Raw genomic sequence first — 26,088 nt, forward strand, 5'->3', positions numbered from 1 at the left:
ATTTAATCCTCGGTCAATTCAGCTTCTTTTCGATCACTCTTCGGCTAATTTCTCATTCATCTGCTCTGCCATCTTCTTGCAGGCATCTTCCATGGACATTTCACCGGTATATACACTCTTTAAGATTTCATTGTCTTCATTTTCCCAGGTAACTGTTGTCTTGGAGTAAGGTCTGATCACCATGTCATCCATCATGTTCAGGTATGCTTCCAGATTAAAGTCAGCAGATTTTGCCCATGCATCAGATGTACCTGTGTATGCGGACATTGTAACACCAAGTTCAGCCTGTTTTTCCTGTGCTTCTTTGGAGCCCAGGTATTCGATCAGCTGCCAAGCTTCGTCTGTATGCCCGCCGTTTGCTGCTGCTGCCCATCCAAGACCATTATAAATAGAAGCTCTTCTACCTGTTTCTGCATTCTTCGGAAGTTCTACAACGTCACAGTTTTCTGCTGTGTACTCATTGTCGCGGTATGCTGCCAGCATCCAGGAACCCTGGAATACCATAGCTACTTTGCCGGACTGGAACAGTACGTCCTCACCATTCTCAGACATAGTCTCGATGGAAGGCATAACGCCGTCTTTGATCCATCCTTCTAACATCTGCATTGCTTCGATGGTCTTAGGATCATCCCATCCGGATTTTTTCTTGTCATCGCTGATCACTGTTCCGCCGTTATCATAGATCATGTTGTAATAACCGGCCTGGTTGTTGTCGTTTCTAAGTGCCATACCGTACTGGCTTCCGTCTTCTTTTGTCAGCTTCTTAGCTGCCTCTGTCACGTCATCCCAAGTCCAGTCTGCTGTAGGATATTCAAGGCCTGCCTCGTCAAACATTGTTTTGTTATACCAAAGCGCAATAGTATCTACATCCTTAGGAACTGCATAACATTTATCTTCATATGTATACAGGCCCCAGATATCTGACGGGTAGTTTTCCGGGTCGATCTTATCGCTGGCTGCAATCTTGTCTGTCAGATCAAGAAGCATGTCATTGGACATATATCTCTGGCTCTCGTTAGAGTGCATCCAGAATACATCCGGAAGGGAACCGCCCTGCGCGCCTGCCTCTAACATGGTCCAGTACTCGTCCCATTTTACAACGGAGAGTTTTGTCTTGATTCCGGTCTGCTCTGTGAAGCCTGCCAGGATCTCTTTGATTCCGGGTTCCTGGTAGGGATCCCAGATAGATACAGAAAGTTCTGCGTCGCTGGAGCCTTTGCTTTCTTCACCTTCGGTTTTGTCTCCTTCGCTCTCTGTCTTGGTGCCGCTGTCACCAGACTCTTTTGTGTCTCCGCCGCTGTTACCTCCACATGCTGTCAGTGACAGTGCCATAACGCTTGCCAGTGATAATGCTGCTACCTTTCTGAATTTCATACTTGCTCCTCCTTTTGCATTAAAGCTTTCGTCAGATTAACAGTTTTTACTGTATCTCTGAGTGATAACCTTATTATAATTGCACATGGAATAATGTTAAATGGATATATGTTTTTATAATATGTCATAATGTTATATGTTTGTGCGGTTTTTACACTTTTCATTGATTTCATGGGCTTTTCCTTACAGTTTACTTCAGGTTCAAGCTTTGTTTTCCATATACTTTTGGTTGTTTTCGTCACAATGACGGGTTCATTCTCACATATTAACACCACATTAAATCTAAATGAGGTTACATTATTCCATATTTTTTACATTTTTCCTGTTTTTTCTATTGTTTTGCGCAAAATTACATACCCCAATTGCATTCTTCACCATTTAATGCTAGAATAGCCCTTAGATAAACATCAAAATTCTTCATTTCAGAAAGGGCGGGAATTATGAATCTTTTAAACGAAGACAATGTAGTTCACATTTTTCTCAGCAGGATCGGCGATCTGGTAGCAGCTAATCTTCTGTTCATTGTCTGCTGCATCCCCATTGTCACCATAGGACCGGCGCTCACAGCACTATACCACTGCACCCTGCGCATGGTAAAAGGAAATGACAGCAGTACAGCCAAAACATTTTTCCGCGCGTTTAAGCAGAACTTTCTCCAGTCCCTTGTTGTGTGGCTGGGTATTTTGCTGGTGGGTGTCATATTGTTTCTGAACCTTCGCTTTCTGATCCAGGCACAGGGACAGTCCTCATATGGTAAGATCTTATTCTACATGTCAGGAGCGCTTATGGGGCTTTGGGTCATAACAGCACTCTATATATTTCCTGTGATCGCCGCTTTTGCCAACACCACCAGGAACCTGCTGAAAAATTCCGTTCTTTTTGCCTTCATGCATTTTCCTTCCACGCTTGCTATGGCTGTTATCACAATTCTGCCTATGTTTATGACTTATCAGGATTTGGAGCTGATGCCGCTTTATGCGTCCTGCTGGTTTTTCTTCGGCTTCGCGCTGACGGCCTATATTGACTCTTTCCTGCTGTACCGGATTTTCCGGCCTTACCTTGAAAAAGAAAAGGATCCTCAAAAAGAGGAGCAGAAATAGACACAAAAAAGACACCGCCCTCTGCAGCAGCCCGATCCGTATTTAACGAACAGCGCTCCCTGCACAGGCGGTGCCTTCTTTCTCATTTCAGCAGTTCATCCAAAACTGCTTTTGCCATAACAATATCTTTCTTTTGCTCTTCCCCGGAAATCTCACGCTCGATGGTGATGTCCCCGGCATATCCGATTTCTTTCAGTTTTGCCACAAAGGCAGGGTAATTTACCTTTCCCTGTCCCAGAGGCACTTCATCCCCCAGCATATGGCCGTCTGTAGGATATTTTCCGTCCTTGCCGTGGATCCCCATGACGTACTCACCGAACACTTCCAGCGCATCCACGGGATTTGCCTTTCCGTACATTACCAGGTTTGCAGGGTCCAGATTAATACCCACATTTCCTTTTCCCAGTTCTTTTTCTATATCCTGGATAGCCCTTTTTAAAGTAACCGGCGTCTCCTGTCCTGTCTCAAACAGAAAGTTCTGTCCATTCTCCCTGCACTGTTTCACCAGCTCTTTCAGACACGCAAGAACTCCCGCATAGTTTGGGTCATAGGGATTTTCAGGCATATATCCCACGTGTGTAGCCACATCCTTAACATGGATCATAGCAGCGAATGCAACGCCCTTCTGCAGCATTTTCACCCGCTCGAAACGAAACGCCTCGGGCACAAGTCCCAGGGTAAGCTGGCCGTCATAGAAATCCCATACTCTTGGACCTTCCCACCCGCACCAGAATGCCGTGATATCCACATCATGGTGTTTGGCAGCCGCATTGACCTGATCTGCAGTCTCCTGGTTCATGATCTCTTTATCCCAGCAAACAAGCTGGCAGCTCTCCATTCCCATGGAACGCAGCTCCGCGAATTTGGCATCCACATCCGTATCCCGGAAAATTTCGATCAAAACTCCTACTCTCATAAATAAATACCTCTCTTTTTCTTTTCTCAACCTTTCACTGCACCCGCTGTAATTCCGCCTACAATGTGTTTCTGCATGATCACGAAGAAGATCAAACTGGGGATCATGGACATCACAATACCGGGCAGAGCATGTTCCCAGTCGGCCGTCTGTGCGGAGAACTGCATATAAAGGGCGTTCTGTATGTTCATCGCCTTGGCATTTCCGCCTACGATCAACTGGTTGGTAATGATATCATTCCAGGTAGCCAGGGTATCCAGAACCACAACCGTGGTCAGGATAGGCTTCAGCAGCGGCAGCACAATGTTAAAGTACGTTCTGACCTTGCTGGCACCGTCAATACAGGCGCACTCTTCCAGCTCAATAGGTACATTTTTTACAAATCCGTGGATCATGTAAACAGCCAGGGGCATACAGAGTCCTGTACTCACCAGTATATAGCCAATCTTACTTCCTGTCATTCCAAGATTTGCAACCAGTCTCGTCAGCGTGATCATGTAGGACTGGAACGGCACCATCATAGGGATAATGATCAGCACAAAGCACACGCCTGACAGTTTCCCTTTTGTCCTGGCCAGCTTATACGCAGCCATAGGTGCCAGCAGCGCAATGATCAGCACTGTACATATGGTATATAGCAGCGTATTTCCGATCAGCAGCGGAAAGTCAAACTTAGTCCATGTCTCAATATACATATTCAGACTCCAGCTCTTAGGAAGGGCCAGGAATTCCTGCAGCATATCATTATACGGTTTAAACGAGTTAATAAATATCAGAAGCAGGGGCATCAGCCAGAACACGGAACATATGAACACAATAATGGAAAGAACGCTTATTTTTCCCGCTTTTTTCATTATGCCTCTACCTCCTTACTCTTGGTCACTTTAAGCTGTATTACTGTTACGATCAGAACAAACATTACAAATACAAGGGATTTCGCGGTTGCCATTCCATACCGGTTGTTGACAAACGCCTCTTTATAAATATTGTACGCCACAGATATCGTGGAGTTCGCCGGACCACCCTTGGTAAATACCATGATCACATCAAACAACTTGAACGCAAACGTCAGAGATGTAAGCATACAGATGGAAACCGCCGGCATGATCAGAGGCACTGTCACTTTTCTTAGAACCTGGAACTTATTGGCACCGTCTATTTTCGCGGCTTCGATCAATTCTTTCGGCACCGCAATAATACCCGCTATGTAATTCACCATATAAAATCCAAGATTCTGCCACACCGTCATGATCACCACAACAAAGAATGCCAGTTTAGCCGTACCAAGCCAGCTCCAGTTAAACATCTCCCATCCTGTCACCTGATACAGCGCCTCAAATCCCGGACCCAGAATAAATTTCCAGATCAAGCTGATCGCAGTCAAACTGATGATGTACGGGATATAATAAAACGCACGTCCTACACTTGAACTCTTCTTCTCTTTCGCCATGACCAGCGCCACCGTAAGAGAGAGCACGTTTACGATCACAACATAGAACACTGAGAATTTCAGTGTAAACGCAGTACTCTTCCAAAACAGCGCATCGTTGGTAAATATATTTACAAAGTTCTGAAGTCCCACAAACTCCATATCCTTACTGATTCCATTCCAGTCAAACACAGAATAATACAGATTCATCAGAAACGGCACATCTGTGGAAAAAAGAACAAACGCCACTGCCGGAAACACAAACAATGCAAATATCAATAAATCTTTTGTTTTTCCTTTGCCTTTCACTTTCACGCCTCCAAATTTCCCCTTTCCGAAACAGCAGACCGCACTGTCCGCCCGTCTTAAAAAACGGGGCCGTTGCAGCCGCAACAGCCCCGTCCGGTCATCGTTACCCCGCCGCAGTTTCCAGCTTTACTGTACAACCCATCCGTTCTGGAATTCTTCAGTTACCTGTTCCGCAGTCATATCACCTGTCATATAAGCCTGCAGTGCCGGTCCCACAATGTCGCCGTATCCGTTTGGCTCGATAGTATGGATCCATCCGTTTGTCTTGCCTTCTTCCACATATGTGGATGCATCGTTAGCAAGGGCGCCCTTTACATCCATATCTGTCTTTGCACCGGGAACAGCGCCGACACCGTCACACATCCATTTCTGGCCCTCCTCAGATGTGAGGATGTATTCCAGATATTCTTTTGCCAGATCAAGGTTTTCGGAATCTTTGTTTACAAGGTATGTCCAGTTACAGGAGGACAGCAATGTGACATCCTCTGCGTTATCACTTACCGGGCAGGGAAGGAATCCCAGGTTCGCGTCCGGATTGAAGGAATCCAGTGTGGACTGGCACCAGTCACCCATATGGATAATGGCTGCCTCGCCATTTGCAAGCATGTTCTCACTTGTCTCCCAGTCAACCTCAAGAGGCTTGTCCGGTCCGTATTTTACAGCCAGGTCCAGAAGACGGAATACGTTCTGGAAATTTTTCAGATCTTTGAATTTCATATCTCCGCTGTTCAGTTTCTCTACAACACCCTTAGCGTCCAGGGATTTGTCCATCATGTAATGTGTGGACAACTGCTGCAGCACCCATGTTTCTTTTGCCGCAAGTGCAAATGCGGTGATGCCTGCTGCATCTAACTTCTCGCAGGCTGCTTCCAGCTCATCCATGGTTTTCGGAAGTTCTGTGATCCCTGCTTTTTCAAACAAATCTTTGTTGTAGATCATTCCCATATTTTCATAAGTCCAGGGCAGGGACATGATTTTTCCGTCAGCGTCTCTTCCTGTCTCCAAAGCCGCCTCATTAAATTTATCCAGGACTTCCTTGTCATCCGTCCAGTCATAAGCGTATTCATAATATTTCTGTGCTGATGTTCCGGACTCCACGTCAAACACATCCGGGATATCCCCTGAGTTAATACGTGACTGAAGAAGTGTGTTGCTGTCATTGGCAGCGTGCTGTACTTCAATCTTAACGCCAGGGTGTGATTCCTCGAACTTTTTGGCCATCTCCGCATACTCATCCAGGCCGTAAGCATGGGCATCGAATACCTTCAGGGTAATCTCCCCGCTGCTGTCTTTGCTGTCCTTTTTCGCCTGGCTCTTAGCCTCATCTGAGCCGCCGCAGGCTGTCAGGCAGGATGCTGCCAATGCCGCTGTCATCAGAACCGCCAGTGTTTTCTTCATCATAATTTTTCCTCCTTGAAATATATCATTATTTTTATTTCCTTTTCACATATTCCTTTGCCCGTCTCCACTCTTCAATTCCCTGACGGACCGATTTAATTCCTTCTTCCAGAGGCGCAACCTCCACTTCTCTGCCGTCCCGGAGACATTCAATAAAATATTTGATCTCCGTGTAGTACGGTCCCAGGTTGGAAACATTGATCCCCGCCGAATCATCCTTCACGTTATATTCCCGCTCAAGCTGGGGATACTCAATGGTTCCGTCATTTTTATAAACTGCCAGCGGTTTTTCCTCCCGCCCGCGGAATACAATACTTGCCTCCTCAAAGCATGCATGGAAACTGGCCTCAAAAGGAAGCGCGGAGCTGATATCCCAGATTCCCTCTGTCACTGCAAACACTTTTCCGAATTCATATGTAGTAAAAATCTGGTTGATCATTCCGGTTTCAAATGCAGTTGCCCTTACATCAAAGGAATCCGGTTCTCCCAGCATATATCTGAGAAAATCCAGGTCATGTACATGGAGGTCCAGAACAACAGAACCGCTCTTGTCCTCTTTATGGAACCAGTCCTCAAATCCCCAGGCCGCGTCACCGCTTACCCTCTGCATGGTAATGGATTTCAGCTCACCATATCTGCCTGTGTCATAACAATCTTTCAGATACCGGTATTCATCAAAGGAACGAACCACCTGGCCCACCATAACCTGCACCTTGTTTCTCGTCTTAGCATCCAGAAGCTTTTGTGCTTCCTCCTCTTTCAGACATACCGGCTTCTCCACAAACACATTGATCCCTCTGTCCATGGCTGCCACAGCATGTTCTGTGTGAAGATAACTGGGAAGACAGATATGTACGCTGTCCAGCGTCTCCGCTTCCAGAAGTTCCATGCCCCTCTTGTAGAGTCTGGCGTTCGGCCATTGTTCTGCTGCCTTCTCAAGAAATTCCGGCCTGCAGTCTGCCAGGGCTGTTACTTCAACATCCATCTTGGATGACAGTGCTTTCAGCGACAGGTTGTGAGTAGTTCCCATACCTCCGCATCCGATTAATCCCACTTTCATCTCATCATCCTCTTTTCTTTTTGTTTGTCCAGTGACCTTACTAATAAATTTTAAAATTAAAAGCCTCGCCGCCGTTTTAGCTGTTTTTGGCTTTTGCTGATGTAAAATTTATTCATTTGATAGCTATACAATAGCATCTGATATCATATATGTCAATATATTTTTACGTCTTTGTTGGCACTTAATGTAATTTACGACATTTTCAACATTTTATAGCTATACTTTTTGTGCATATTTTATATTGTTCTGCCTTATTCCTATGACATTACAATTTATTTCCACTATTTTCCTTCTTCCATCAATCATATTCATAGTATATCATGGCTCACATTCATCATTTCATGTAAAAATCTTCATATCTCCCATCTTTTATGTGACTTTTCACAAATAATATTGCATATCTTCTAGTTTTATGGTAGCATTCAATTAATAATACCACTTTACAATTGAACTCACAGAGGAGGTGAGCATACGAAACTTCTGACACAGCAGGTGATCAAGAACACCAATATGAAACACCTGTATTCCTCCATATACATCGAAAACGGAATATCACGCACAGAACTGGCCAGACGGACCCATCTCAGCAAAACCACTGTATCCACACTGGTGGACGAACTGATCGAGGGGGAGTTTATTGCCGATGAAGGTACCTCCCACTCCGATTGCGTCGGCAGAAAGCCCAACTGCCTGAAGGCACAGACAAACCAACACTATGTGATCGTCATAAGCTGGGTGGACAATATTGCAGAGGCCCATGTGGTGGATGTAGCCGGCACCTCTGTCTACAGTACACGTTTAAAACTAGAAAAAGGACAGACCTATATCTCCCTGTCAAAGATCTGCGTTTGCAGGGATATCCTGTCCAAGTTTGATCCAAAACGGATTCTGGGCATCTGTGTTGTAGTGTCTGCCATGATAGATGCGGTGCGAAACGAGATATATTCCACAACCCTGAGCCTTGGCCCGGGAGGAGGCGGTAATCTCATACATGAACTGAGCTTTGCCTTTCCGGATTATCCCGTAGCCCTGCTGGAGGACACTGCCTGCTATGCCTACGCGGAAAAAATATATACGCAGGTCAAAGAAAAAAACTTTGCTTTCATTAATTTCGGACGGGGCATCGGCGCAACCATATTTATAGAAGGGAACATGCTGGGCAAGGCCAGCGGCTCTGTCACCCAGTTCGGGCATTATTCGGTCACTCCCAAAGGCCCCTTATGTATATGCGGCAACCACGGCTGCCTGGAGGCCATGTTCTCGGAATCGCAGATAAAGGCCCGTCTGGAAGAGTCAGGCAAAAAAAGCTGCCTCCTGGGACGCGCGGCCATTACATTTGAGGATTTGGGCAAAGCCGCGCTCTACAAAGATCCCGCCGCCATCCACACACTGGAGATAATGGCCAGGGACCTGGCGCTGGCGCTGAGCAACTTGATCTGTATTGTAAACCCGGAACTTATTATCCTGGGAGGAAAAGGGCAGCATCTAGGTACATTATTTTTGGAGGAGGTACAGAGTTCACTGAGAGATGTAGGGTTCCGGCGAATGGTAGACTTTTCCGGATTAAGGTATTCCCAGCTTCAAAGCGATGCCTATCTAAACGGTGCCATGAAATATTTCTTTGACACCTATTATTCCTTCCTGGAACCAAAGCCAGGCGCCTTCTATATCGGATGACGGCACAGCCGGAATTCCACAAAGTGTTTTCATGCAGAACACAGGATTTTATTTGTTCCTAATGCTTTTTTGTGATATGTTTAGAGTAAGTCAATTGTTACCGTCCCATGGGCTGCGCGCTGCAGGCCTGTCACGTAACAGGATATTATTAATGAAGCAAAGGGAAAGCAGGATACTATGAAACTAGTCAATCAACAATTAATCAAAAATACCAATTTAAAACAGCTTTACAATTCCATCTACCAAAACCCCGGAACGTCAAGAGCACAGTTGTCCAAAGACTCTCATTTGAGCAAAACTGCTGTCTCCTCACTGGTGGATGAATTGATCGCCCGAAAGTTTGTATATGATTCAGGGACAGGGGGAAGCACCACTGTGGGACGAAAGCCCAACAGCCTGCTCCTCCGTGCGGAGCAGTATTATGTAGCCGTGGTCTGTCTGGAGGAAGATAAGCTAAACGCAGCCCTGGTAGACATTACCGGGGCCTCCTTACTGCCTGCGCAGATGGATGTTTCCTCACCGGAGGTTTATATCCCCCTGTGCCGGGATTACATACAGCAGACAGTGCTTGGACAGATCCAAAAGGAACAGCTGCTGGGAATCTGCATTGTGGTGCCTGCCATGATAGACCCTGACAAAAGAGAGATATTCGCCACAACCTTAAATCTTCCGCAAATGGATTTTGTGGGGGATATACAGCGTGCCTTCTCTGATTTTTCCGTCAACATACTAAATGATACTGCCTGCTTTGCTTACGCGGAAAAAGTCTACACACAGATTACAGAACAGGATTTCGCCTTTATAAACTTCGGAAAAGGTATCGGAGCCACACTCTTCATCCGGAATGAAATGCTGGGGCACGCCTGTGCCTCTTACACGCAGTTTGGACACTATTCCATCAATCCCAAGGGAAAATTATGTTCCTGCGGAAACAGGGGATGCCTGGAACTGATGATAGGGGAGGGTTCCTTAAAGGACAGGATCGCCCAGACCGGCAGCAGTCCGGCATTTAAAAAATCATCCCCTGTCACATACGCGGATTTAGGACAGGCCAGCGTATACGGGGATGTGGTCTCCCGTAAGTTGATACGCGATATCGCCGATGAATTTTCCCAGGCACTGTGCAATCTGATCTGTATGGTGCACCCGAAGCTGATCATTATAGGGGGCAAGGGAAAAGACCTGGGACCAGTATTTTTACAGGAGATACAGGAATGTCTGCACACGACCGGTTTCCGCCGCATGGTAGATTCTGTCAGCGTGCGGTACAGCCTTCTGGATTCCGGCGCCCTGTACAATGGTGCCATGAAGTATTTTTTTGATATTCATTATAATTTTACACAGGAGATGGACGGAAGCTTTTTCATCGGATAAAAGGGTTACGCCCGAACGCGCCCATTTCCTTATATGATAACGGAGGTATGAAATGAAAAAACTCAGAGCTGCAATTATGGGCTGCGGAAGGATTTCCGTCTGCTACGAGGACGCGTTTAGGCGTCTTACGGATCATGTGGAGCTTGTATGCGCCATAGATATTGACCAGGAGAAGGCAAAGGCCTTCGCGGAAAAATTCAATTGCCACTACTGCACAGACCTGGAAACCGCGCTGCCGTATGATCTTGATGTGATACACCTATGCCTTCCCCACTACCTGCATCCGGTCATGGCTGTAAAGGCTATGGAGGCAGGACTCCATGTTCTGACAGAAAAACCCATAGCCATTTCCCTGCAGGATGCGGATAAGATGATGGAGGCACAGCAGCGCACAGGAAAAAAACTGGGCGTCATATTCCAGACCAGATATACAAAAAGTGTGGAAAAACTCAAAGAACTTATGGATGCCGGATATTTCGGACGCATCCTCTCTGCCCGCTCTTATCTTACCTGGAACCGTCCCCGCACCTACTATGAGGGAAGCGACTGGAAAGGCACCTGGGACAGAGAGGGCGGCGGCGTGCTCATTGACCAGGCCATACACAGCATGGACCGGGTACGCTACATGCTGGGCAGCGATATTGAATGGATCGACGGAAGCATACACAACCACTGCCATGATACGGTAAAGGTGGAGGATGCCGCCGAGGCTGCCATCCAGTTTAAAAACGGCTGTATCTACAATCTCTATGCCTGCAATTCCTACGCCTCAGACGCTCCCATCACCATTGAATTCCAGGGAGAGAAAGGGCGCTGCGGCCTGATACAGGATATGGGATTCTATGAGGCAGAGGGCTGTTACACTGAGATCCGCAACACTTACGAGACCACCAATGTAGGGCCGGATTACTGGGGCAGCAGCCATCATCTGCAGCTCAGAGACTTTTATGAGTCCATACTTCTTCACCGTCCTGTGGCGATAGATGCCATGGAGGGAAGAAAAACACTAGAGATGGTAAAAGGGATCTATTTGTCCTCTCTGAAAAGAGAACGAGTTTATCTTCCATTTGAGGATGTATGTTATAAGGATGTGGATATCCCTGTTGAGTAGAAAGAGAAAATCCGGGCGATAAGATACCATTTAAAACCAGAAAACGGCGCAGCCGCAATGCTGCACCGTCTTCTGGTTCTTTTTATTGTGTATATAGTTTACATCACATACACAGCCGCCTCATAAGGCCGCATCATCCGGTCTTCCAGAGCCGCATCTCCTTTATAATTGTCGATCAACAGCGCAGCTCCGCCGGCATTTAACCCTTCCGGCATATGGAAAGGAACCTTATGTTCCGTAAAGTTCAGGACCACGAACATTTTTTTGTCTTCATAATTTCTTTCATATATATAAAGGCTTTCATTCTCCGGCTCATACTCCCTGAAATCTCCGTACACAGCCACTTCATTTGCCTTGCGCATCTGAATCAGGCTCTTCATATAATAGAATATAGAATCCGGGTCCTCCAGCGCTTCTTTTACATTTATCTCCTTATAGTTGGGGTTCACCTTCAGCCACGGTGTACCCACGGTGAATCCGGCATGTTGGCTGTCATCCCACTGCATAGGCGTCCTGGCGTTATCCCGGGAGCGGAAACGAATGGCATCCAGCAGAACCTCCGGATCCGCATCCCCGTTGACAACACGTTCCTTCCAAAGGTTCTTAACCTCAATGTCATTGTAATCCTCAATGGAATCAAAATGCACATTGGTCATCCCGATCTCTTCCCCCTGATAAATGTACGGTGTCCCCTGCATGGTCAGAAGCATGGTGTACAGCATTTTCTGGCTCTCTTTGCGGAACGCTTTGTCATTTCCCCTGCGGGAAACCGTTCTCGGCTGGTCATGGTTGGTCCAGTATAAGCTGTTCCACGCCTTATCCTGCAGAGCGGTCTGCCATTTGCTGAAGCAGGCTTTCAGCTCCGGAAGGGGCACCTTCCGGTAACTATACCGCTCAGGACCGCAGTCCAGAACATTTTGCTCAAACTGGAATACCATATTCAGCTCCGTACCCTCATTGTTTGCATAACGGAGGGCATGTTCCAGAGGTACATCCGGGGTCTCACCAACTGTCATAATATCATATTTGGACAGAACTTCCCGGTTCATTTCCTGCAGGAACTCATGGATCCTTGGACCGTCCTGGAAGTGCTCGGTGCCGGTTATCTCAGCCGGCTTTCCATCCGGCAGCCCAGGCGTCTTGGAAAACAGGCTTACAACATCCATACGGAAACCGTCACATCCCATATCCAGCCAGAATTTCATCATATCGTAGATCTCACCGCGCAGCTTAGGATTCTCCCAGTTCAGATCCGGCTGTTTCTTTGAAAACAGATGCAGATAATACTGGTCTGTAGTCTCATCATATTCCCATGCGGGACCGTAAAAATAGGAAGTCCAGTTATTCGGCTCTTTCCCGTCCTTGCCGTCTCTCCAAATATAGTAATCCCTGTATGGATTCTCCTTTGATCTTCTGGATTCCGCAAACCACTGATGCTCATCTGAGGAATGGTTGACTACCAGGTCCATGACCAATTTCATACCTCTGTCATGGATCCCGGCAAGCATTTCCCTGAAATCATCCATGTTTCCAAACTCATCCATAATATCCCTGTAATCAGAGATATCATATCCATTATCATCATTAGGCGATTTATAACAGGGAGACATCCAGATCACATCAATGCCAAGCTCTTTCAGGTAATCCAGCCTGCTGATCACGCCCTGCAGGTCTCCGATCCCATCCCCATTGGAATCCATAAAGCTTCTGGGATATATCTGGTATACAACCGCCTCTTTCCACCACGCGTTTTCCATACTGTTCTCCTTCCAACTTTTATTTGCAACTGCTCTGTATCTTTATAACTGTCCTTTACGGCAGCATTGATCATTCTTATTCTTTTACTGCACCGTTGGATATACCTGCCACGATCTGCTTCTGGAACAAAAGTACGATCAAAAGTGTCGGTATGACCACCACCACCGTGGCCGCTGCGATCTGGCTCCAGAATACTGTAAACTGGTCCTTCAAATAACTCAGACGCACAGGAACCGTCTGGATCTTTTCGTCAATGTTCAGAGTACAGGATAACAGATACTCATTCCATGCAGCAATAAAACTCATGATTGCCGTGGTAAATACACCGGGAGCCGCAATGGGGAAAATAATCCTCCAAAGCATTCCCCATGTGGAGCAGCCGTCAATCTTTGCCGCCTCCTCCAGGGCCAGCGGAACCTGATTAAAATGGGCAACCATGATCCACACCGCACTTGGCAGGGTTATTGTGGAGTACGCCAGGCAGACCCAGTATGTATTCAGAATGTCCAGTTTATAGAACATATTAAATATAGGTCCCACAACGATCATCTGCGGGAACATGGCAACTGCCAGGATCAGCCCCATAAGAAGGGCTTTTCCCTTAAATTTAAACCTTGAGATAATATACGCGGACATGGAAGCCACAACTACCACATAGAATGTGGTGGCTGCTGACATCACAAAACTGTTTACGATCGCCCGGAGCATTCCTTTCTCGAAAATAACGGTCTTGTAATTATCAAGCGTAGGATTCTCTGCAATGATTCGGTAACAGTTGGCTCCGAAAATTTCCGATTCCGGTTTAAAAGAACTGATCAAGATCCAGAAGAAAGGAAATACTGTGATCAGCAGAAAGATAACCACAAAAATCCAGCAGACTATATTAAATGTTTTATTCTTACTCATTTTCCTTCCTCCCCTCTAATCATTATTGATCACTTCCGCACCCAGCACCTTCACGTAAAGCACTGCTATGACTGCAACGCAGACCGCCATTCCCATAACCACTACTGAACCGTATCCGTAATTACTCTGTCCGAACATAAGCTTGTAAGAGTACACGGAGAGGGATTCTGTTCCGTTTCCGGGGCCGCCTCCTGTCAAAATAGCGATCAAATCGTATACACGGAACGCATCCATGGTACGGAACAAAAGCGCTACAAGAAGACTTGGCTTGATCAGCGGAAGGGTGATCCTGAAAAATGTCTTGATAGGACCGGCGCCGTCAATGGAAGCGCTCTCATACAGGCCTCTGTCTATTACCTGCAGACCGGCAAGGAGAAGCAGCGCCATATAGGGAGCTGTTTTCCATACATCGGAGATAACAACAGATGTCATAGCGCCGTTTGCTGTCAAAAGCATTGCGGACTGTTTGGGAATCAATCCGATGACAGAGAATATCTTGGATATGACACCATAACTTCCGTCATACATATAACTCCAGATCATAGCCGACACAGCCGTTGGGATTGCCCATGGAATCAGAGCGATCGTACGGACAGCGCCGATACCTTTAATAGCCTTATCCATAATAAGAGCCAGGATCATGCCGATCACAAGCTCGATGGCTACTGATATAACGGTAAACAGCAGTGTGTGAAGCAGTGCCTTAAAGAATCTTGTGTCTGTAAACAGTTTTCCAAATCCTTTCAGCCCGATAAAGTTTGACTCCACCACGCAGGAGTCCATATCATCCAGGATCTGAGGCATACCATCCCTGTTATACATATCCAAATCTGCATTTCTGTCATAAATGGCTGTAAGTCTTTCTCTGGTATCCTTATTAAAGGCCTTTATCTCCTCAATGGTTTCCGAGGAAACTTTTTCCACGCCTTTGGAGTCTTTATATTCCTTCTGCAGCTCATCTGCTTCCGCTTTGATCGCTTCAAACTCAGCCACATCTTCACTGCTCAGTCCCTCAGTGGCCATATCGGTTTCTATAAACCAGCTCACATAGCCCAAATCCTGCGCATATAACTCTCCGTTCAACTGCTGGGACATATAGAAGCTATTGTGCTGCTGGTCATTGGTCCTGTAATCAAACAGCGTATACATCAGGGATGTAACAATAGGATATATGGAAAATATACCGATAAAGATCAGCAGCGGAAGAATGAACAGGAATTGTTTGAACGTCATTCTTTTTATCATGATCTACCCTCTCTTCCGAACAAAACAAAGGTGCCGTATTAAGTCAATGACATATATTTGTATATGTAGTAACGCCTGACACGACACCCCTTCTCTCACTCAAATCATTTGTTTCTGTGCGGATATCTGCACACTTTCTACTGATTCAGCAGTCCCTCCACCTCTGTTGTGGCTGCATCCAGGTCAGATTCTCCTGACAGGAATTTGTGGATGGAAATCTGCAATGCATCTGATAACTCTTCGTATTTGTCAGAGGACGGTCTTGCAATTGTGTTCTCCAGAGCTTTCATAAATCCCTCTTTGCCGAGAAGCTGGTTTGCTTCTTTTACTTCCGCATCATCCAGTGCTTCGTTGAATCCGGGAACATATCCGCCCTTGCTGCAGAAGATTCTCTGTCCTTCCAGAGATGTGAAGTAATCCAGGAATGCCCATGCTCCGTCTTTGTGCTCGCTCTTTGCATTCATAGCCAGCAGCCATCCGCCGATGCAGGAACCGCCGGGAATCGGAGCGATATCTGTCTGATCCTGTGTCACTGCCGCGCCGTCTGCACCTAAGAGGCCCCATACATATGGCCAGTTACGGGAGAATACGGTCTCACCATTCACATAGCTGTTGGCTGCTTCTGATTCCTGATATACCAGAATATCATCCGGCGTGGCGTCGGAATCAACGATCTTCTTCATAGATTCCAGTCCGCCCTTTACATCTGTAAAGTTGGCAGTGTACTCGTTTGCATTGCAGACAAGTCCTTCATACTGGTTTGCCTGGAAGGTAAATCCTGTCTTGGTCCCGCCCTGTCCCTTATAGGTCTCAGCCATTGCCAGGAAATCATCCCATGTGTAATCGCCGCTTCTGAGTTTTGCTGCATCCTCCTCTGAGACAATGTCACTTCTGAAATAGATAACACCAAAGTCAGGATACAGAGGCAGCGCATATGTCTTGGCATTATATGTACCAGCCTGGATAGAACCTTTATTATAATCCGCCGGGCTTCTCTTGGCTTCCATCATATAGCTGTCCAGCGCTTCAATATAGCCTGCTGCCGCCATATCACCGGCCCAAACCGTATCAATGGATACCAGGTCATATTCAGAACTTCCTGCCGAGAATGCTGTGTTCAACTGGCTTCTCGTCTGGTCTGTATCATTGGAAGCAGTTACCCATTTCACTTTATATTTATCCTGGGATTTTTCAAAGCCTTCAATGACTGCCTCTACCGCGCCGTTCCCATCATCCGAACGGAACAAAGTGATCTCTTCACGGTCACCATCTGCTGTTGATTCCTTTGTCCCGTTGTCTGCGGCTTCCCCTGCATCGTCCGCCTCATTGGCGTCATCCTTTGTGTCTTCCACTTCCTTAGTATCCTTCGTGCCCGTATCTGTGGATGCTTCCTTGTCATTTCCGCCTCCGCAGGCTGCCAGACCAAACACCATGGCTGTACTCAACATTACCGCTACCATTTTTCTTTTCATTTTGTTTCCTCCTTTTGTTGGTGTTTTACGATACTTACATAAAATGTCACATCTTGGCTGTCGGTGTTGTGCAACACCTCTATTGATATACTAAACATTAGCATAATACCCATAATATGTAAATAGGTTTTATGTAAAACCATCACGATATATAATTTAAACACTATTTAATTATACACTTTGCATATATACATCCCTTGTACAATCATCAAATTATACATTTCCGTTTCTCTTTATCTGACAAATGGATGAACTTTCTGACAACCTCTTGCAATTTCCCTTATTTCTGCTATTCTATAATAGAAGTAATAAACAATACATTGTAACTGTTCAGTCCCTTCACAGTTAAAGCAGAAATCCATGCAGAATCGCCTTTGGCGATGGGATCCTTGCCTGGCTGCTGAATGTTTTCTTACGGTCATCGCAGTGAATGCGAAGACCTGCTGAATAATTACGATACATTACTTATGTCACACTCAGACTGAAACTTTCATACAACAGACGGCCCAAGCCGTCCGCATTTGGGGGTAACCAGATGATAACAATAAAAGAAATAGCCAATATGATGAATGTCAGTCCCACCACGGTTGCCAACGTGATCCACGGCCGCACCAGCAAGGTGTCCAAAGAAAACGTAGAACGTATTCAGCAGGCTTTAAAAGAGCACAACTATGTGCCGAAGATGGGGCTGGAAGCCCTGACAAAAGGCAAGACCAGGCTGATCATCGTGGTGATCCATACTACCAAACGCTATACCCAGACAACCGTTGGCGACCCTTTCTACAGCCAGACCATCGGCGTCCTGGAGGAGGAGATACGCAGGGCAGGATACTATATGATGCTCTATATAGACCGGAATCTTGACAATATTTTTAAGACTGCCCTCTCCTGGAATGTGGCAGGGATCATTGCCGTGACACTGTCAAAGACCAATTACGAAAAATTGTGCTCCCTGGTGGACTGCCCTGTAGTTGGCATCGACACATTCATGGAAGATACCGCTCCACTGCCGGATACAGGCTATCATGTGACCCTGGATGATATCGGCGCAGGGAAACAGATGGTCAATTATCTGGTCAACACGGGGTTCTCCAATATTATTGTCATCTCAGACGCCAAGATAGGCTCCTCCGCACTGAGAGCGGCAGGTGCAAAAATAGCCTTGAAGGAGCATAATATAAGCACAGAAAAACAATGGCACATGGTTCTGGACACACAGAAAAGACGGCGGGACAGCCAGTACAATTCCCTTCTGGCACTGTCCGGCAAAAAGTATGTGCTTTTCTGTACCGCAGACCAGCTTGCCTTTGAGGTGATCGGTTATCTGAACGAGCATGGCTGCTATGTTCCTCAGGATATTTCCGTGTGTGGATTTGACGACAATCCTTATGCGGAGTTCTGTGTTCCCAAGCTGACTACCATGCATCAGGATATTGCCAGGAAAGGAGAATTGGCTTCCGAGATCCTGTTCCGGCTGCTGTCCGGAGAGAACGTGGAGGAGAAAGCGATCCGCCTTCCCGTGGAGCTGGTCGTCAGAAAAAGCGTCCTTCCGCCGGATTGACAATTTTTTAACCATTACGATTGCGGTAAATACAGATATTTTCCTGTTTTACCGCATTTTTTGTGGCTTTCTGCCCTTCCTACACTTTGTAGGAAAACCCAAGAAAAATCCCCCCGTTTTGCGGCTTGTACTTTCTGGGCATTTTGGTACAATAAAGTTATAAATTTGTACAGGAGGTTTTGCAAATATGATAATTATTGGGGAAAAGATCAACGGCTCCATACCGGCAGTTGCAAAAGCCATCGCTGAGAGGGATGCGGAGTTCATCAAAGACCGCGCCAGAAAACAAGCTGCTGCCAACGCCACCTACATAGACTGCTGTGCTTCCGTTGCGGAAGAAGTTGAGGTTGAAACTTTAAAATGGATGATCGAATGTATTCAGGAAGTTACAGACCTTCCAATCTCTGTGGACAGTCCCAGCGCCGATGTTTTGAAAGAGGCCTACAAGTTCTGTAATAAACCGGGTCTTTTCAATTCTGTATCAGGAGAGGGCAGCAAGATTGATACCATCTTCCCGATCATGGCAATGGAAGAAAACAAAGGATGGGAAGTAATCGCACTGTTAAGTGATGATACCGGCATTCCAAAATCTGCCGCTGACCGTCTCCGTGTATTTGACAACATTATGGCAAAAGCGGAAGAATACCACATCAGCCCCAGCCGTATCCACATTGACCCGCTGGTAGAGATGCTGTGTACTTCTGAAGATGGCATCGCCATGAACATTGAAGTCATTGAGACAGTACGGAAAAGATATCCGAACATCCACATTACGGCAGCCATCAGTAATATTTCCTTCAACCTGCCGGTCCGCAAGCTGATAAATTACGGCTTCATGATCCTGGCTATGAACGCAGGACTTGACAGTGCTATCATGGATCCTACAAACCGTGATATGCTGGGACTTGTATATGCCACAGAGGCACTTATGGGCGAGGATGATTTCTGTATGGAATACATCGGCGCTTACCGCCAGGGACTGATCGGACCTGCTCCGAAGAATTAATACATTTATGTGTTCGTGTTGAGGAATAGCAATGATTAAGAAACCAGAAACTATCAAATATCTTTTAAGAAATGGGAGGAATTTATTATGAGTAAGATTCAGGTTGTTGCAGATGCTGTTGCTGCTGGAAAAGCAAAACTGGTTGGCGGATTGGTACAGGAAGCACTGGATGACGGATGCCAGGCTGTAGACGTATTGAACGCTATGATCGATGCAATGGGCGTTGTAGGTGAACGTTTCAAAAACAACGAGATCTTTGTTCCTGAAATGTTAGTTGCTGCACGTGCTATGAAAAAAGGCGTTGAGGTCCTGAAACCGCATCTGGCAAGCGGAAGCGCTGGTGTCTGCGGCAAAATGGTCATCGGAACCGTTGCAGGCGACCTGCATGATATCGGCAAAAACCTTGTAGCTATGATGATTGAAAGTGCCGGATTTGAAGTGATCGACTTAGGCGTTGATGTACCTACAGAGAAATTCGTAGAGACCATCAAAGCAAACCCGGATGTTAAGATTGTTGGATGTTCCGCTCTTCTGACCACTACTATGCCTGCATTAAAAGCCACTGTAGAGGCATTAAATACTCAGGATTTCCGTGGAAATATTAAAGTTATGGTTGGCGGCGCTCCTATTACACAGGAATTTGCTGATGAGATCGGCGCTGACGCTTATACTGCTGATGCTGCATCCGCAGCTCAGAAAGCAAAAGAGCTTGTAGCATAATAAAATAAGCTAAAATCCATATCTGTCATGCATACCCTATAAAAGAGGGAGGAGGCGCCGTTGTTTGGCGCCTCCTCTCTCTTTTTGTTACTGTTCACTCCGTTCTCAGCAACACGCTGCGCGATGCACAGATATGGTGCATATGCTCCATATCGCGCTGGCAACCCTCGGGCTTTTCATGCATCCTGCATGAAAACACCTCGCGGGATAGTGGCTGAGTGAACAGTAACCTCTTTTTGCTATATTATTGTCACAATGACATATTTACGCTTCTCTCCCTATCCAATATAATGAACACAGAAGTCCGTTTTTATTTCTATTTTAAAGGAGAACAATCAATGGCTATAAAGAAAGATACTACAGGAAAATTATTCACCCTGCTTACCAAAAACAGCATGTACCAGATGAAAGTGGATGACCTGGACTTTCTGGTACACACCTGGTTCGGAAAAAGAACACAGGTATTTGACTACTCCTATCTGAATGCGGGAAGAGACCGGGGCTTTTCCGGCAATCCTTACGCTGCAGGCGATAACCGGGCCTATTCCCTGGACACCCTTCCCCAGGAATTTCCCACCTACGGCAACGGTGACTACCGTGAGAGCGCTGTACGGCTCCGTTATGCGTCCGGTGCTTCCTCCTGTGAATTCCGCTATGCGTCCGCTGAGATCTTGGAGGGCAAATATTCCCTTCCGGGCCTGCCTGCGTTCTACGCCCTGGAGGAAGACACTGCCGACACCCTGGTCATCACCCTGAAGGACAGCACCGGCAGCGTATATGTCCATCTCTATTACGGTGTCCTGGAAGAAAAGGATATCATCACCAGAAGCGTGACCGTGGAAAACAAAGGAGACTCTCCTGTTTATCTGGAGCGGATCATGAGCACCTGTACCGATTTCCAGTACGGAGATTTTGACTTTATCAGTTTCTACGGACGTCATGCCATGGAAAGACTGTACTCCCGCACACAGGTCCATCACGGCATCCAGTCTGTGGGCAGCACAAGGGGCGCATCCAGCCACCACTACAATCCCTTTGTAATGCTGGCCGCAAAAGATACCACAGAGACCCGCGGGGAATGCTACGGATTTTCCTTTCTCTACAGCGGTGACTTCCTTGCCGAAGCGGAAAAAGATCAGAGCGGACAGACCAGATTCCTCATGGGAATACACCCGGATAATTTCTGCTATAAGCTGGAATCAGGCGATTCCTTCCACGCGCCGGAGGCAGCCATGGTTTACAGCGCAGATGGGATGGAAGCCATCAGCCACCGTTTCCACTGTGCCATCCGCAATAACCTCTGCAGAGGGGAATACAAAAAAGCCCGCCGCCCTGTTCTTATCAACAACTGGGAGGGCACCTATTTTAATTTCACCGGGGACAAACTGGTAGAAATGGCAAAGCAGGCCAAAGACCTGGGCGCAGAACTGTTTGTTATGGATGACGGATGGTTCGGCAAACGTGACAGTGACAATTCCGGCCTGGGTGACTGGATCGTAAATGAAAAGAAACTGGGCTGTTCCTTACATGACCTTTCCCGCAGGATCCATGACCTTGGGCTTAAATTCGGCATCTGGTTTGAGCCGGAATGTATCTCCGAGGACAGCGGTCTATACCGGGCACATCCTGACTGGGCCTTTAAAGTTCCTGAGAAAGACCCGGTGAGAAGCCGTTACCAGCTTGTCCTGGATTTCTCCCGGAAAGAAGTCCGTGACCATATTTACAAAATGATGTGCGATGTGCTGGACAACGCACAGGTGGAATACCTGAAGTGGGATTTTAACCGCAGTATCGGTGACATTTTCTCCGCGGCCCTTCCCGCAGACCGCCAGGGCGAAGCCGCACACAAATACGTGCTGGGACTTTACGAATTCCTGGAAAATTTAAACCGGCGCTATCCCCACATGCTCATAGAGGGATGCAGCGGCGGCGGCGGAAGATTTGACGCAGGTATGTTATACTACACGCCTCAGATTTGGACCAGCGATGACACAGACTCCATTGAACGTCTGAAAATTCAGTACGGCACCTCATTTGCCTATCCTGTCAGCACCATGGGCGCCCATGTATCCGCTTCCCCCAACCACCAGACCGGAAGGGCTGCCTCCCTGGCAACAAGAGCCACTGTAGCTATGGCCGGCACCTTCGGCTATGAGCTGGACCCGGCAAAACTGTCTGAACAGGAAAAAAAGGAAGTCAGGGAACAGATCGAGACCTTTAAAAAATATTATTTCCTCATTCAGGACGGTACCTACTACCGCCTGGCAAGTCCTTACGAAAATGAGGAGTACACCGTATGGGAATTCGCAGCCCGGGACAAGAGCGAAGCCCTGCTTGGCATTGTCTCCACAAAGCTCACAGCAAACAATCTCTTTACCTGCATTCGTCTGCGGGGACTGGATCCGGATGCCATGTACCGTATAGGCGATAAAATCTATCTGGGCGCTGCTCTCATGGATGCAGGGCTGCCCATGCCGGTGCCGGATGCAGAATATCAGAGCTGGAACCTGCATTTGGTAAAAGAATCCTAGAGATTTCAAGTAAAAACTTTTCATAACTTGACCGCGGCAGTTTACTGTTGCGGTCTTTTCTGTTATACTTACTCTATAGCAAAATTGGGGGAATGAAAATTGAATACACATCAAGTAACTTTTATCCGTGAAGGTAAATGCATCCTGGCAGAAGAAGGCACCACTGTCCTGCAGGCACAGCGGCAGGCAGGCCTGGATCCGGATGCCCCCTGCGGCGGGCAGGGTACCTGCGGAAAATGCATGGTACACGTGACAAAAGGCCCCGTGACCGGCATTCTCAAAGCCTGCCAGACAAAGATCACAGGGGATATGACAGTTGACACCCTTGTGAGAGAAAAAGAACATGCCATTCTGGCTGAAGGCTTTTCCCGCCCGGTACCGCTCCATCCTCTGCTCCGGTTCGGCAAAATACATATCCGCAAGGTAAAGCCAGGGGATAATCTGTCCGACTGGGACCGCCTGAAACTGGCGCTGGAGGAAACCTTTAAAGAGAGCATGGAACATTTAAAACCCGATCTGGAAATAGCCTCCGGGCTGTATGAAATGCTCAAGGAGACGGACACCTGGTATGCGGCAGTGTCTCATGACACCCTTCTTGACTTGCAGAAAGAGCCTGTCAAGGGATACCTGGCCGCCTTTGACATCGGGACCACTACGGTTGTAGGGTATCTGATGGATGCACGCACAGGCAGAGTCCTGGCAGTGGAGAGCAGTATGAATCCCCAGGCCCAGTATGGCGCTGATGTGATCATGCGCGCCAACTATGCACTTGAAAACGGAACCGGAAACCTGAGTGCCTGCATACGCCGGACTGTCCAGTCGATCCTGGATTCCCTGGCTGAAAAAGCAGGCATCCCCACAGACAGCATATACCAGATCTGTATCGTGGGCAATACCTGTATGCACCACCTGTTTCTGGGCATATCCCCGGGAGCCCTTGTACATGCCCCTTACAATCCGGCCATCAGCCAGCTTCTCTTTTTGGATGCCGCCTCTTATGACCTGCGCATCCATCCTAGAGGACAGCTTATCCTGCTTCCGGATGTGGCGGGCTTTGTAGGTGCTGATACCATGGGATGCCTGCTCTGTATCCGCCCGGACCAGCAGGAAGATATCTCTCTGATGATCGACATAGGAACCAACGGAGAGATGGTACTGGGCAACAAAGACCGGCTGGCAGCTTGTTCCACAGCCGCAGGCCCTGCTTTTGAGGGGGCTAAGATCGAATGCGGCATGAGAGGCGCATCCGGTGCTGTGGACCACGTGGAATACAGGGATGGCACATGGAGCTATACCACTGTAGGCGGAGAAAAAGCCATTGGTATCTGCGGCTCCGGCCTGATCGACCTGATCGCCTGCCTGAGAAAAGCGGGGATCATAGATGAGGCCGGAAAACTTCTGTCAGAGGACGGCACAGCCGCCTTTACACTTGTCCCTGCCAAGGAGAGCGGAAACGGCAGCCCCGTTTATCTCAGTCAAAAGGATGTCCGGGAGGTACAGCTTGCCAAAGCCGCCATCGCTGCCGGTATCCGGCTTCTTCAAAAAGAGCTTGGCATCACCGAGGAGCAGATTGCCCATGTATATATAGCCGGAGCCTTCGGCAACTACATGAACCCTGAAAGCGCCTGTGACATTGGCCTCATCCCCATTTGCCTGAAAAAGAAAATCGTACCGGTGGGAAATGCTGCCGGAGAGGGTTCCAAGATAGCGCTCATCAACAGGGAAGAGTTATTCTACTCGGATACACTGGCAAAGGAGATATCCTTTGTTGAACTGGCTGCTTCCCCGGAATTCCAGGACTGCTTTGTGGACGAACTGGAATTCCCGGAACAATAAATATTCCATTACTATAAAAGCTAAAGAATGATGAATGGGGGATTTTACATGATCGACTATGAACAACTGGTGAAACTGGGAACAGATACCGGCTTCTCCCATATAGCACCACTAAAAGGCAGCACCATCAAGCTGCTTCCGGAGGTACGCCAAATGTGCGAAGCCAACACATGCGGAATGTACGGCAAACGCTGGAGCTGCCCTCCGGGATGCGGGACCCTGGAAGACTGCCGTGCCAGAATCCAGCAGTATAAAAACGGGATCCTGGTTCAGACCGTAGGCCAACTGGAGGATGCCATGGATGGGGAAACCATGATGGAGACAGAGGCTTTGCATAAGAAAAACTTCTTTGCCATGGAAAAACTGCTGAGGGAAACCTATCCGGACATGCTGGCCATAGGCGCAGGCTGCTGTACCAGATGTGAAACCTGCACCTACCCTGACGAGCCCTGCCGCTTCCCTAAAAAGGCCTTTTCTTCTATGGAAGCCTATGGTATGCTGGTCACTCAAATCTGCAAAGCCAACGATATGACTTATTATTATGGTCCCTGCACCATTGCCTATACCAGTTGTTTTCTGCTGGAGTAAGCGCTATTCGGTAACAGTTCAGCCCTCTGGACTGTTACGCCTTTTTCTCATTGAAACAGGAGGACATCATGACTACTTTAGAAGAACTTCGTCAGGCAATTGAAGACGGGCATCCGCGTGATGCCCAGTTTCTTGTGTCCAGAGCTTTGGATGAACATATCCATCCTTCCGTCGTTGTGGAACAGGCTATGGTACCTGCCATGAAGACTGTAGGGGAATATTACAAGCAGAACGATGCTGATATCCCCAAAATACTGGCGGCTGCCCGCAGTGTGAGAAAAGGATTTGACATCCTGGAGGAGCGATGCGGCGCCTTGGAAGAACAAAGCATTGGCACTGTTATTCTGGGTACTGTCGAAGGAGACCTGCACGATGTTGGAAAAAACCTGGTTGCGATCATGTTCCGCAGTGCCGGCTTCAAGGTCATTGACCTCGGAGTTGACATTCCGGAAAAGCAATTCCTGAAAGCGGTTCGTGATAATCCGCAGGTTTCCATTGTATGTATCTCATCCCTGCTCACCACCTCCATACCGGAAATGCAGCAGGTTGTCAAATCTCTGCGCCGCCACGACAAGCAGCACCGGCTGAAGATCATGGTGGGAGGCGGTGCTGTCACACAGGAATTCGCCGACTCCATCGGTGCGGACGCCTACACGGAAACCGCAGTGGATGCTGCGGAAAAAGCCAAGACATTTATCGTATAAACGGGGGATCACT

At 47.4% G+C, this 26,088-nt stretch carries 21 protein-coding genes; 11 read left to right on the plus strand and 10 right to left on the minus strand.

Annotated elements, in window-relative coordinates; all coding sequences use genetic code 11:
* Nucleotides 1-33: 33 nt before the first annotated feature.
* Nucleotides 34-1,374, minus strand: coding sequence for an ABC transporter substrate-binding protein (locus A4V09_RS19785; RefSeq protein ID WP_065543840.1), 1,341 nt, complete (start codon nt 1,372-1,374; stop codon nt 34-36).
* Nucleotides 1,375-1,814: 440 nt separating this feature from the next.
* Here A4V09_RS19785 and A4V09_RS19790 point away from each other — a divergent pair, with 440 nt between their 5' ends.
* Entirely contained in the window at nt 1,815-2,474 is a 660-nt protein-coding gene (locus A4V09_RS19790) for a YesL family protein (protein ID WP_065543841.1), read from the plus strand.
* 82 nt (nt 2,475-2,556) lie between these two features.
* Here the strand turns inward: A4V09_RS19790 and A4V09_RS19795 are convergent, their stop codons facing one another.
* The 5 genes from A4V09_RS19795 to A4V09_RS19815 all read right to left on the minus strand — a co-directional run bounded on the left by A4V09_RS19795 (nt 2,557) and on the right by A4V09_RS19815 (nt 7,586).
* Nucleotides 2,557-3,390, minus strand: a complete 834-nt coding sequence (locus A4V09_RS19795) for a sugar phosphate isomerase/epimerase family protein (protein WP_065544879.1) — start codon at nt 3,388-3,390, stop codon at nt 2,557-2,559.
* Between the two features lie 26 nt (nt 3,391-3,416).
* Nucleotides 3,417-4,244: a carbohydrate ABC transporter permease gene (locus A4V09_RS19800; RefSeq protein WP_065543842.1), complete on the minus strand. Its 828-nt coding sequence runs from the start codon at nt 4,242-4,244 to the stop codon at nt 3,417-3,419.
* Complete coding sequence (locus tag A4V09_RS19805; RefSeq protein ID WP_065543843.1) at nt 4,244-5,128, minus strand: carbohydrate ABC transporter permease; 885 nt, start codon at nt 5,126-5,128, stop codon at nt 4,244-4,246. Before A4V09_RS19805 ends, A4V09_RS19800 begins: the two co-directional genes overlap by 1 nt.
* Before the next feature lie 126 nt (nt 5,129-5,254).
* Entirely contained in the window at nt 5,255-6,529 is a 1,275-nt protein-coding gene (locus A4V09_RS19810; RefSeq protein WP_171286640.1) for an ABC transporter substrate-binding protein, read from the minus strand.
* 31 nt (nt 6,530-6,560) lie between these two features.
* Complete coding sequence (locus A4V09_RS19815) at nt 6,561-7,586, minus strand: Gfo/Idh/MocA family protein (protein WP_065543844.1); 1,026 nt, start codon at nt 7,584-7,586, stop codon at nt 6,561-6,563.
* Between the two features lie 510 nt (nt 7,587-8,096).
* Between A4V09_RS19815 and A4V09_RS19820 the strand changes: the two genes are divergently transcribed.
* The 3 genes from A4V09_RS19820 to A4V09_RS19830 all read left to right on the plus strand — a co-directional run bounded on the left by A4V09_RS19820 (nt 8,097) and on the right by A4V09_RS19830 (nt 11,748).
* On the plus strand, nt 8,097-9,263 hold the full coding sequence (locus A4V09_RS19820) for an ROK family transcriptional regulator (RefSeq protein WP_065544881.1): 1,167 nt from the start codon (nt 8,097-8,099) through the stop codon (nt 9,261-9,263).
* A 177-nt stretch (nt 9,264-9,440) separates the two neighbouring features.
* Nucleotides 9,441-10,637 carry an ROK family transcriptional regulator gene (locus A4V09_RS19825; RefSeq protein ID WP_065543845.1) on the plus strand — a complete coding sequence of 399 codons (1,197 nt, stop codon included), beginning with the start codon at nt 9,441-9,443 and terminating at the stop codon, nt 10,635-10,637.
* A gap of 52 nt (nt 10,638-10,689) precedes the next feature.
* Nucleotides 10,690-11,748, plus strand: a complete 1,059-nt coding sequence (locus tag A4V09_RS19830; RefSeq protein WP_065543846.1) for a Gfo/Idh/MocA family protein — start codon at nt 10,690-10,692, stop codon at nt 11,746-11,748.
* A 98-nt stretch (nt 11,749-11,846) separates the two neighbouring features.
* Here A4V09_RS19830 and A4V09_RS19835 read toward each other — a convergent pair whose 3' ends face one another.
* From A4V09_RS19835 to A4V09_RS19850, 4 genes are all read right to left on the minus strand, one after another.
* Nucleotides 11,847-13,505 (minus strand): glycoside hydrolase family 13 protein, encoded by a 1,659-nt coding sequence (locus A4V09_RS19835; protein WP_065543847.1) that lies wholly within the window; start codon nt 13,503-13,505, stop codon nt 11,847-11,849.
* A gap of 76 nt (nt 13,506-13,581) precedes the next feature.
* Complete coding sequence (locus A4V09_RS19840) at nt 13,582-14,412, minus strand: carbohydrate ABC transporter permease (protein ID WP_065543848.1); 831 nt, start codon at nt 14,410-14,412, stop codon at nt 13,582-13,584.
* A gap of 15 nt (nt 14,413-14,427) precedes the next feature.
* Nucleotides 14,428-15,657, minus strand: coding sequence for a carbohydrate ABC transporter permease (locus A4V09_RS19845; protein WP_084043690.1), 1,230 nt, complete (start codon nt 15,655-15,657; stop codon nt 14,428-14,430).
* A 137-nt stretch (nt 15,658-15,794) separates the two neighbouring features.
* Nucleotides 15,795-17,129: an extracellular solute-binding protein gene (locus tag A4V09_RS19850; protein WP_084043691.1), complete on the minus strand. Its 1,335-nt coding sequence runs from the start codon at nt 17,127-17,129 to the stop codon at nt 15,795-15,797.
* 535 nt (nt 17,130-17,664) lie between these two features.
* Between A4V09_RS19850 and A4V09_RS19855 the strand changes: the two genes are divergently transcribed.
* The 7 genes from A4V09_RS19855 (at nt 17,665) to A4V09_RS19885 (ending at nt 26,075) form a co-directional block, all read left to right on the plus strand.
* The gene (locus A4V09_RS19855) at nt 17,665-18,690 is read left to right on the plus strand and encodes a LacI family DNA-binding transcriptional regulator (protein WP_065543849.1); all 1,026 of its coding nucleotides are present in this window, start codon (nt 17,665-17,667) and stop codon (nt 18,688-18,690) included.
* 187 nt (nt 18,691-18,877) lie between these two features.
* Nucleotides 18,878-19,696 (plus strand): methyltetrahydrofolate cobalamin methyltransferase, encoded by an 819-nt coding sequence (locus A4V09_RS19860; RefSeq protein ID WP_065543850.1) that lies wholly within the window; start codon nt 18,878-18,880, stop codon nt 19,694-19,696.
* An 87-nt stretch (nt 19,697-19,783) separates the two neighbouring features.
* The gene (locus tag A4V09_RS19865; protein ID WP_065543851.1) at nt 19,784-20,416 is read left to right on the plus strand and encodes a cobalamin B12-binding domain-containing protein; all 633 of its coding nucleotides are present in this window, start codon (nt 19,784-19,786) and stop codon (nt 20,414-20,416) included.
* 338 nt (nt 20,417-20,754) lie between these two features.
* Nucleotides 20,755-22,947, plus strand: a complete 2,193-nt coding sequence (locus tag A4V09_RS19870; RefSeq protein WP_065543852.1) for an alpha-galactosidase — start codon at nt 20,755-20,757, stop codon at nt 22,945-22,947.
* Between the two features lie 99 nt (nt 22,948-23,046).
* Nucleotides 23,047-24,783: an ASKHA domain-containing protein gene (locus A4V09_RS19875; RefSeq protein WP_065543853.1), complete on the plus strand. Its 1,737-nt coding sequence runs from the start codon at nt 23,047-23,049 to the stop codon at nt 24,781-24,783.
* A gap of 48 nt (nt 24,784-24,831) precedes the next feature.
* The gene (locus tag A4V09_RS19880; RefSeq protein ID WP_065543854.1) at nt 24,832-25,371 is read left to right on the plus strand and encodes a DUF2284 domain-containing protein; all 540 of its coding nucleotides are present in this window, start codon (nt 24,832-24,834) and stop codon (nt 25,369-25,371) included.
* A gap of 68 nt (nt 25,372-25,439) precedes the next feature.
* Nucleotides 25,440-26,075 carry a cobalamin-dependent protein gene (locus A4V09_RS19885; RefSeq protein WP_065543855.1) on the plus strand — a complete coding sequence of 212 codons (636 nt, stop codon included), beginning with the start codon at nt 25,440-25,442 and terminating at the stop codon, nt 26,073-26,075.
* Nucleotides 26,076-26,088 lie beyond the last annotated feature (13 nt).

It is taken from the genome of Blautia pseudococcoides, from assembly GCF_001689125.2.
Classification (GTDB): Bacteria; Bacillota; Clostridia; order Lachnospirales; family Lachnospiraceae; genus Blautia; species Blautia pseudococcoides.

Excerpts from the sequence above, each read along its gene's own strand:
- A4V09_RS19850 (WP_084043691.1), bottom strand. The coding sequence starts at position 17,129 with ATGAAAAGAAAAATGGTAGCGGTAATGTTGAGTACAGCCATGGTGTTT.
- A4V09_RS19855 (WP_065543849.1), top strand. The coding sequence starts at position 17,665 with ATGATAACAATAAAAGAAATAGCCAATATGATGAATGTCAGTCCCACC.
- A4V09_RS19830 (WP_065543846.1), top strand. The coding sequence starts at position 10,690 with ATGAAAAAACTCAGAGCTGCAATTATGGGCTGCGGAAGGATTTCCGTC.
- A4V09_RS19835 (WP_065543847.1), bottom strand. The coding sequence starts at position 13,505 with ATGGAAAACGCGTGGTGGAAAGAGGCGGTTGTATACCAGATATATCCC.
- A4V09_RS19815 (WP_065543844.1), bottom strand. The coding sequence starts at position 7,586 with ATGAAAGTGGGATTAATCGGATGCGGAGGTATGGGAACTACTCACAAC.
- A4V09_RS19865 (WP_065543851.1), top strand. The coding sequence starts at position 19,784 with ATGAGTAAGATTCAGGTTGTTGCAGATGCTGTTGCTGCTGGAAAAGCA.
- A4V09_RS19795 (WP_065544879.1), bottom strand. The coding sequence starts at position 3,390 with ATGAGAGTAGGAGTTTTGATCGAAATTTTCCGGGATACGGATGTGGAT.
- A4V09_RS19840 (WP_065543848.1), bottom strand. The coding sequence starts at position 14,412 with ATGAGTAAGAATAAAACATTTAATATAGTCTGCTGGATTTTTGTGGTT.
- A4V09_RS19860 (WP_065543850.1), top strand. The coding sequence starts at position 18,878 with ATGATAATTATTGGGGAAAAGATCAACGGCTCCATACCGGCAGTTGCA.
- A4V09_RS19790 (WP_065543841.1), top strand. The coding sequence starts at position 1,815 with ATGAATCTTTTAAACGAAGACAATGTAGTTCACATTTTTCTCAGCAGG.
- A4V09_RS19845 (WP_084043690.1), bottom strand. The coding sequence starts at position 15,657 with ATGATAAAAAGAATGACGTTCAAACAATTCCTGTTCATTCTTCCGCTG.
- A4V09_RS19785 (WP_065543840.1), bottom strand. The coding sequence starts at position 1,374 with ATGAAATTCAGAAAGGTAGCAGCATTATCACTGGCAAGCGTTATGGCA.
- A4V09_RS19825 (WP_065543845.1), top strand. The coding sequence starts at position 9,441 with ATGAAACTAGTCAATCAACAATTAATCAAAAATACCAATTTAAAACAG.
- A4V09_RS19870 (WP_065543852.1), top strand. The coding sequence starts at position 20,755 with ATGGCTATAAAGAAAGATACTACAGGAAAATTATTCACCCTGCTTACC.
- A4V09_RS19800 (WP_065543842.1), bottom strand. The coding sequence starts at position 4,244 with ATGAAAAAAGCGGGAAAAATAAGCGTTCTTTCCATTATTGTGTTCATA.
- A4V09_RS19885 (WP_065543855.1), top strand. The coding sequence starts at position 25,440 with ATGACTACTTTAGAAGAACTTCGTCAGGCAATTGAAGACGGGCATCCG.
- A4V09_RS19810 (WP_171286640.1), bottom strand. The coding sequence starts at position 6,529 with ATGATGAAGAAAACACTGGCGGTTCTGATGACAGCGGCATTGGCAGCA.
- A4V09_RS19880 (WP_065543854.1), top strand. The coding sequence starts at position 24,832 with ATGATCGACTATGAACAACTGGTGAAACTGGGAACAGATACCGGCTTC.
- A4V09_RS19820 (WP_065544881.1), top strand. The coding sequence starts at position 8,097 with ATGAAACACCTGTATTCCTCCATATACATCGAAAACGGAATATCACGC.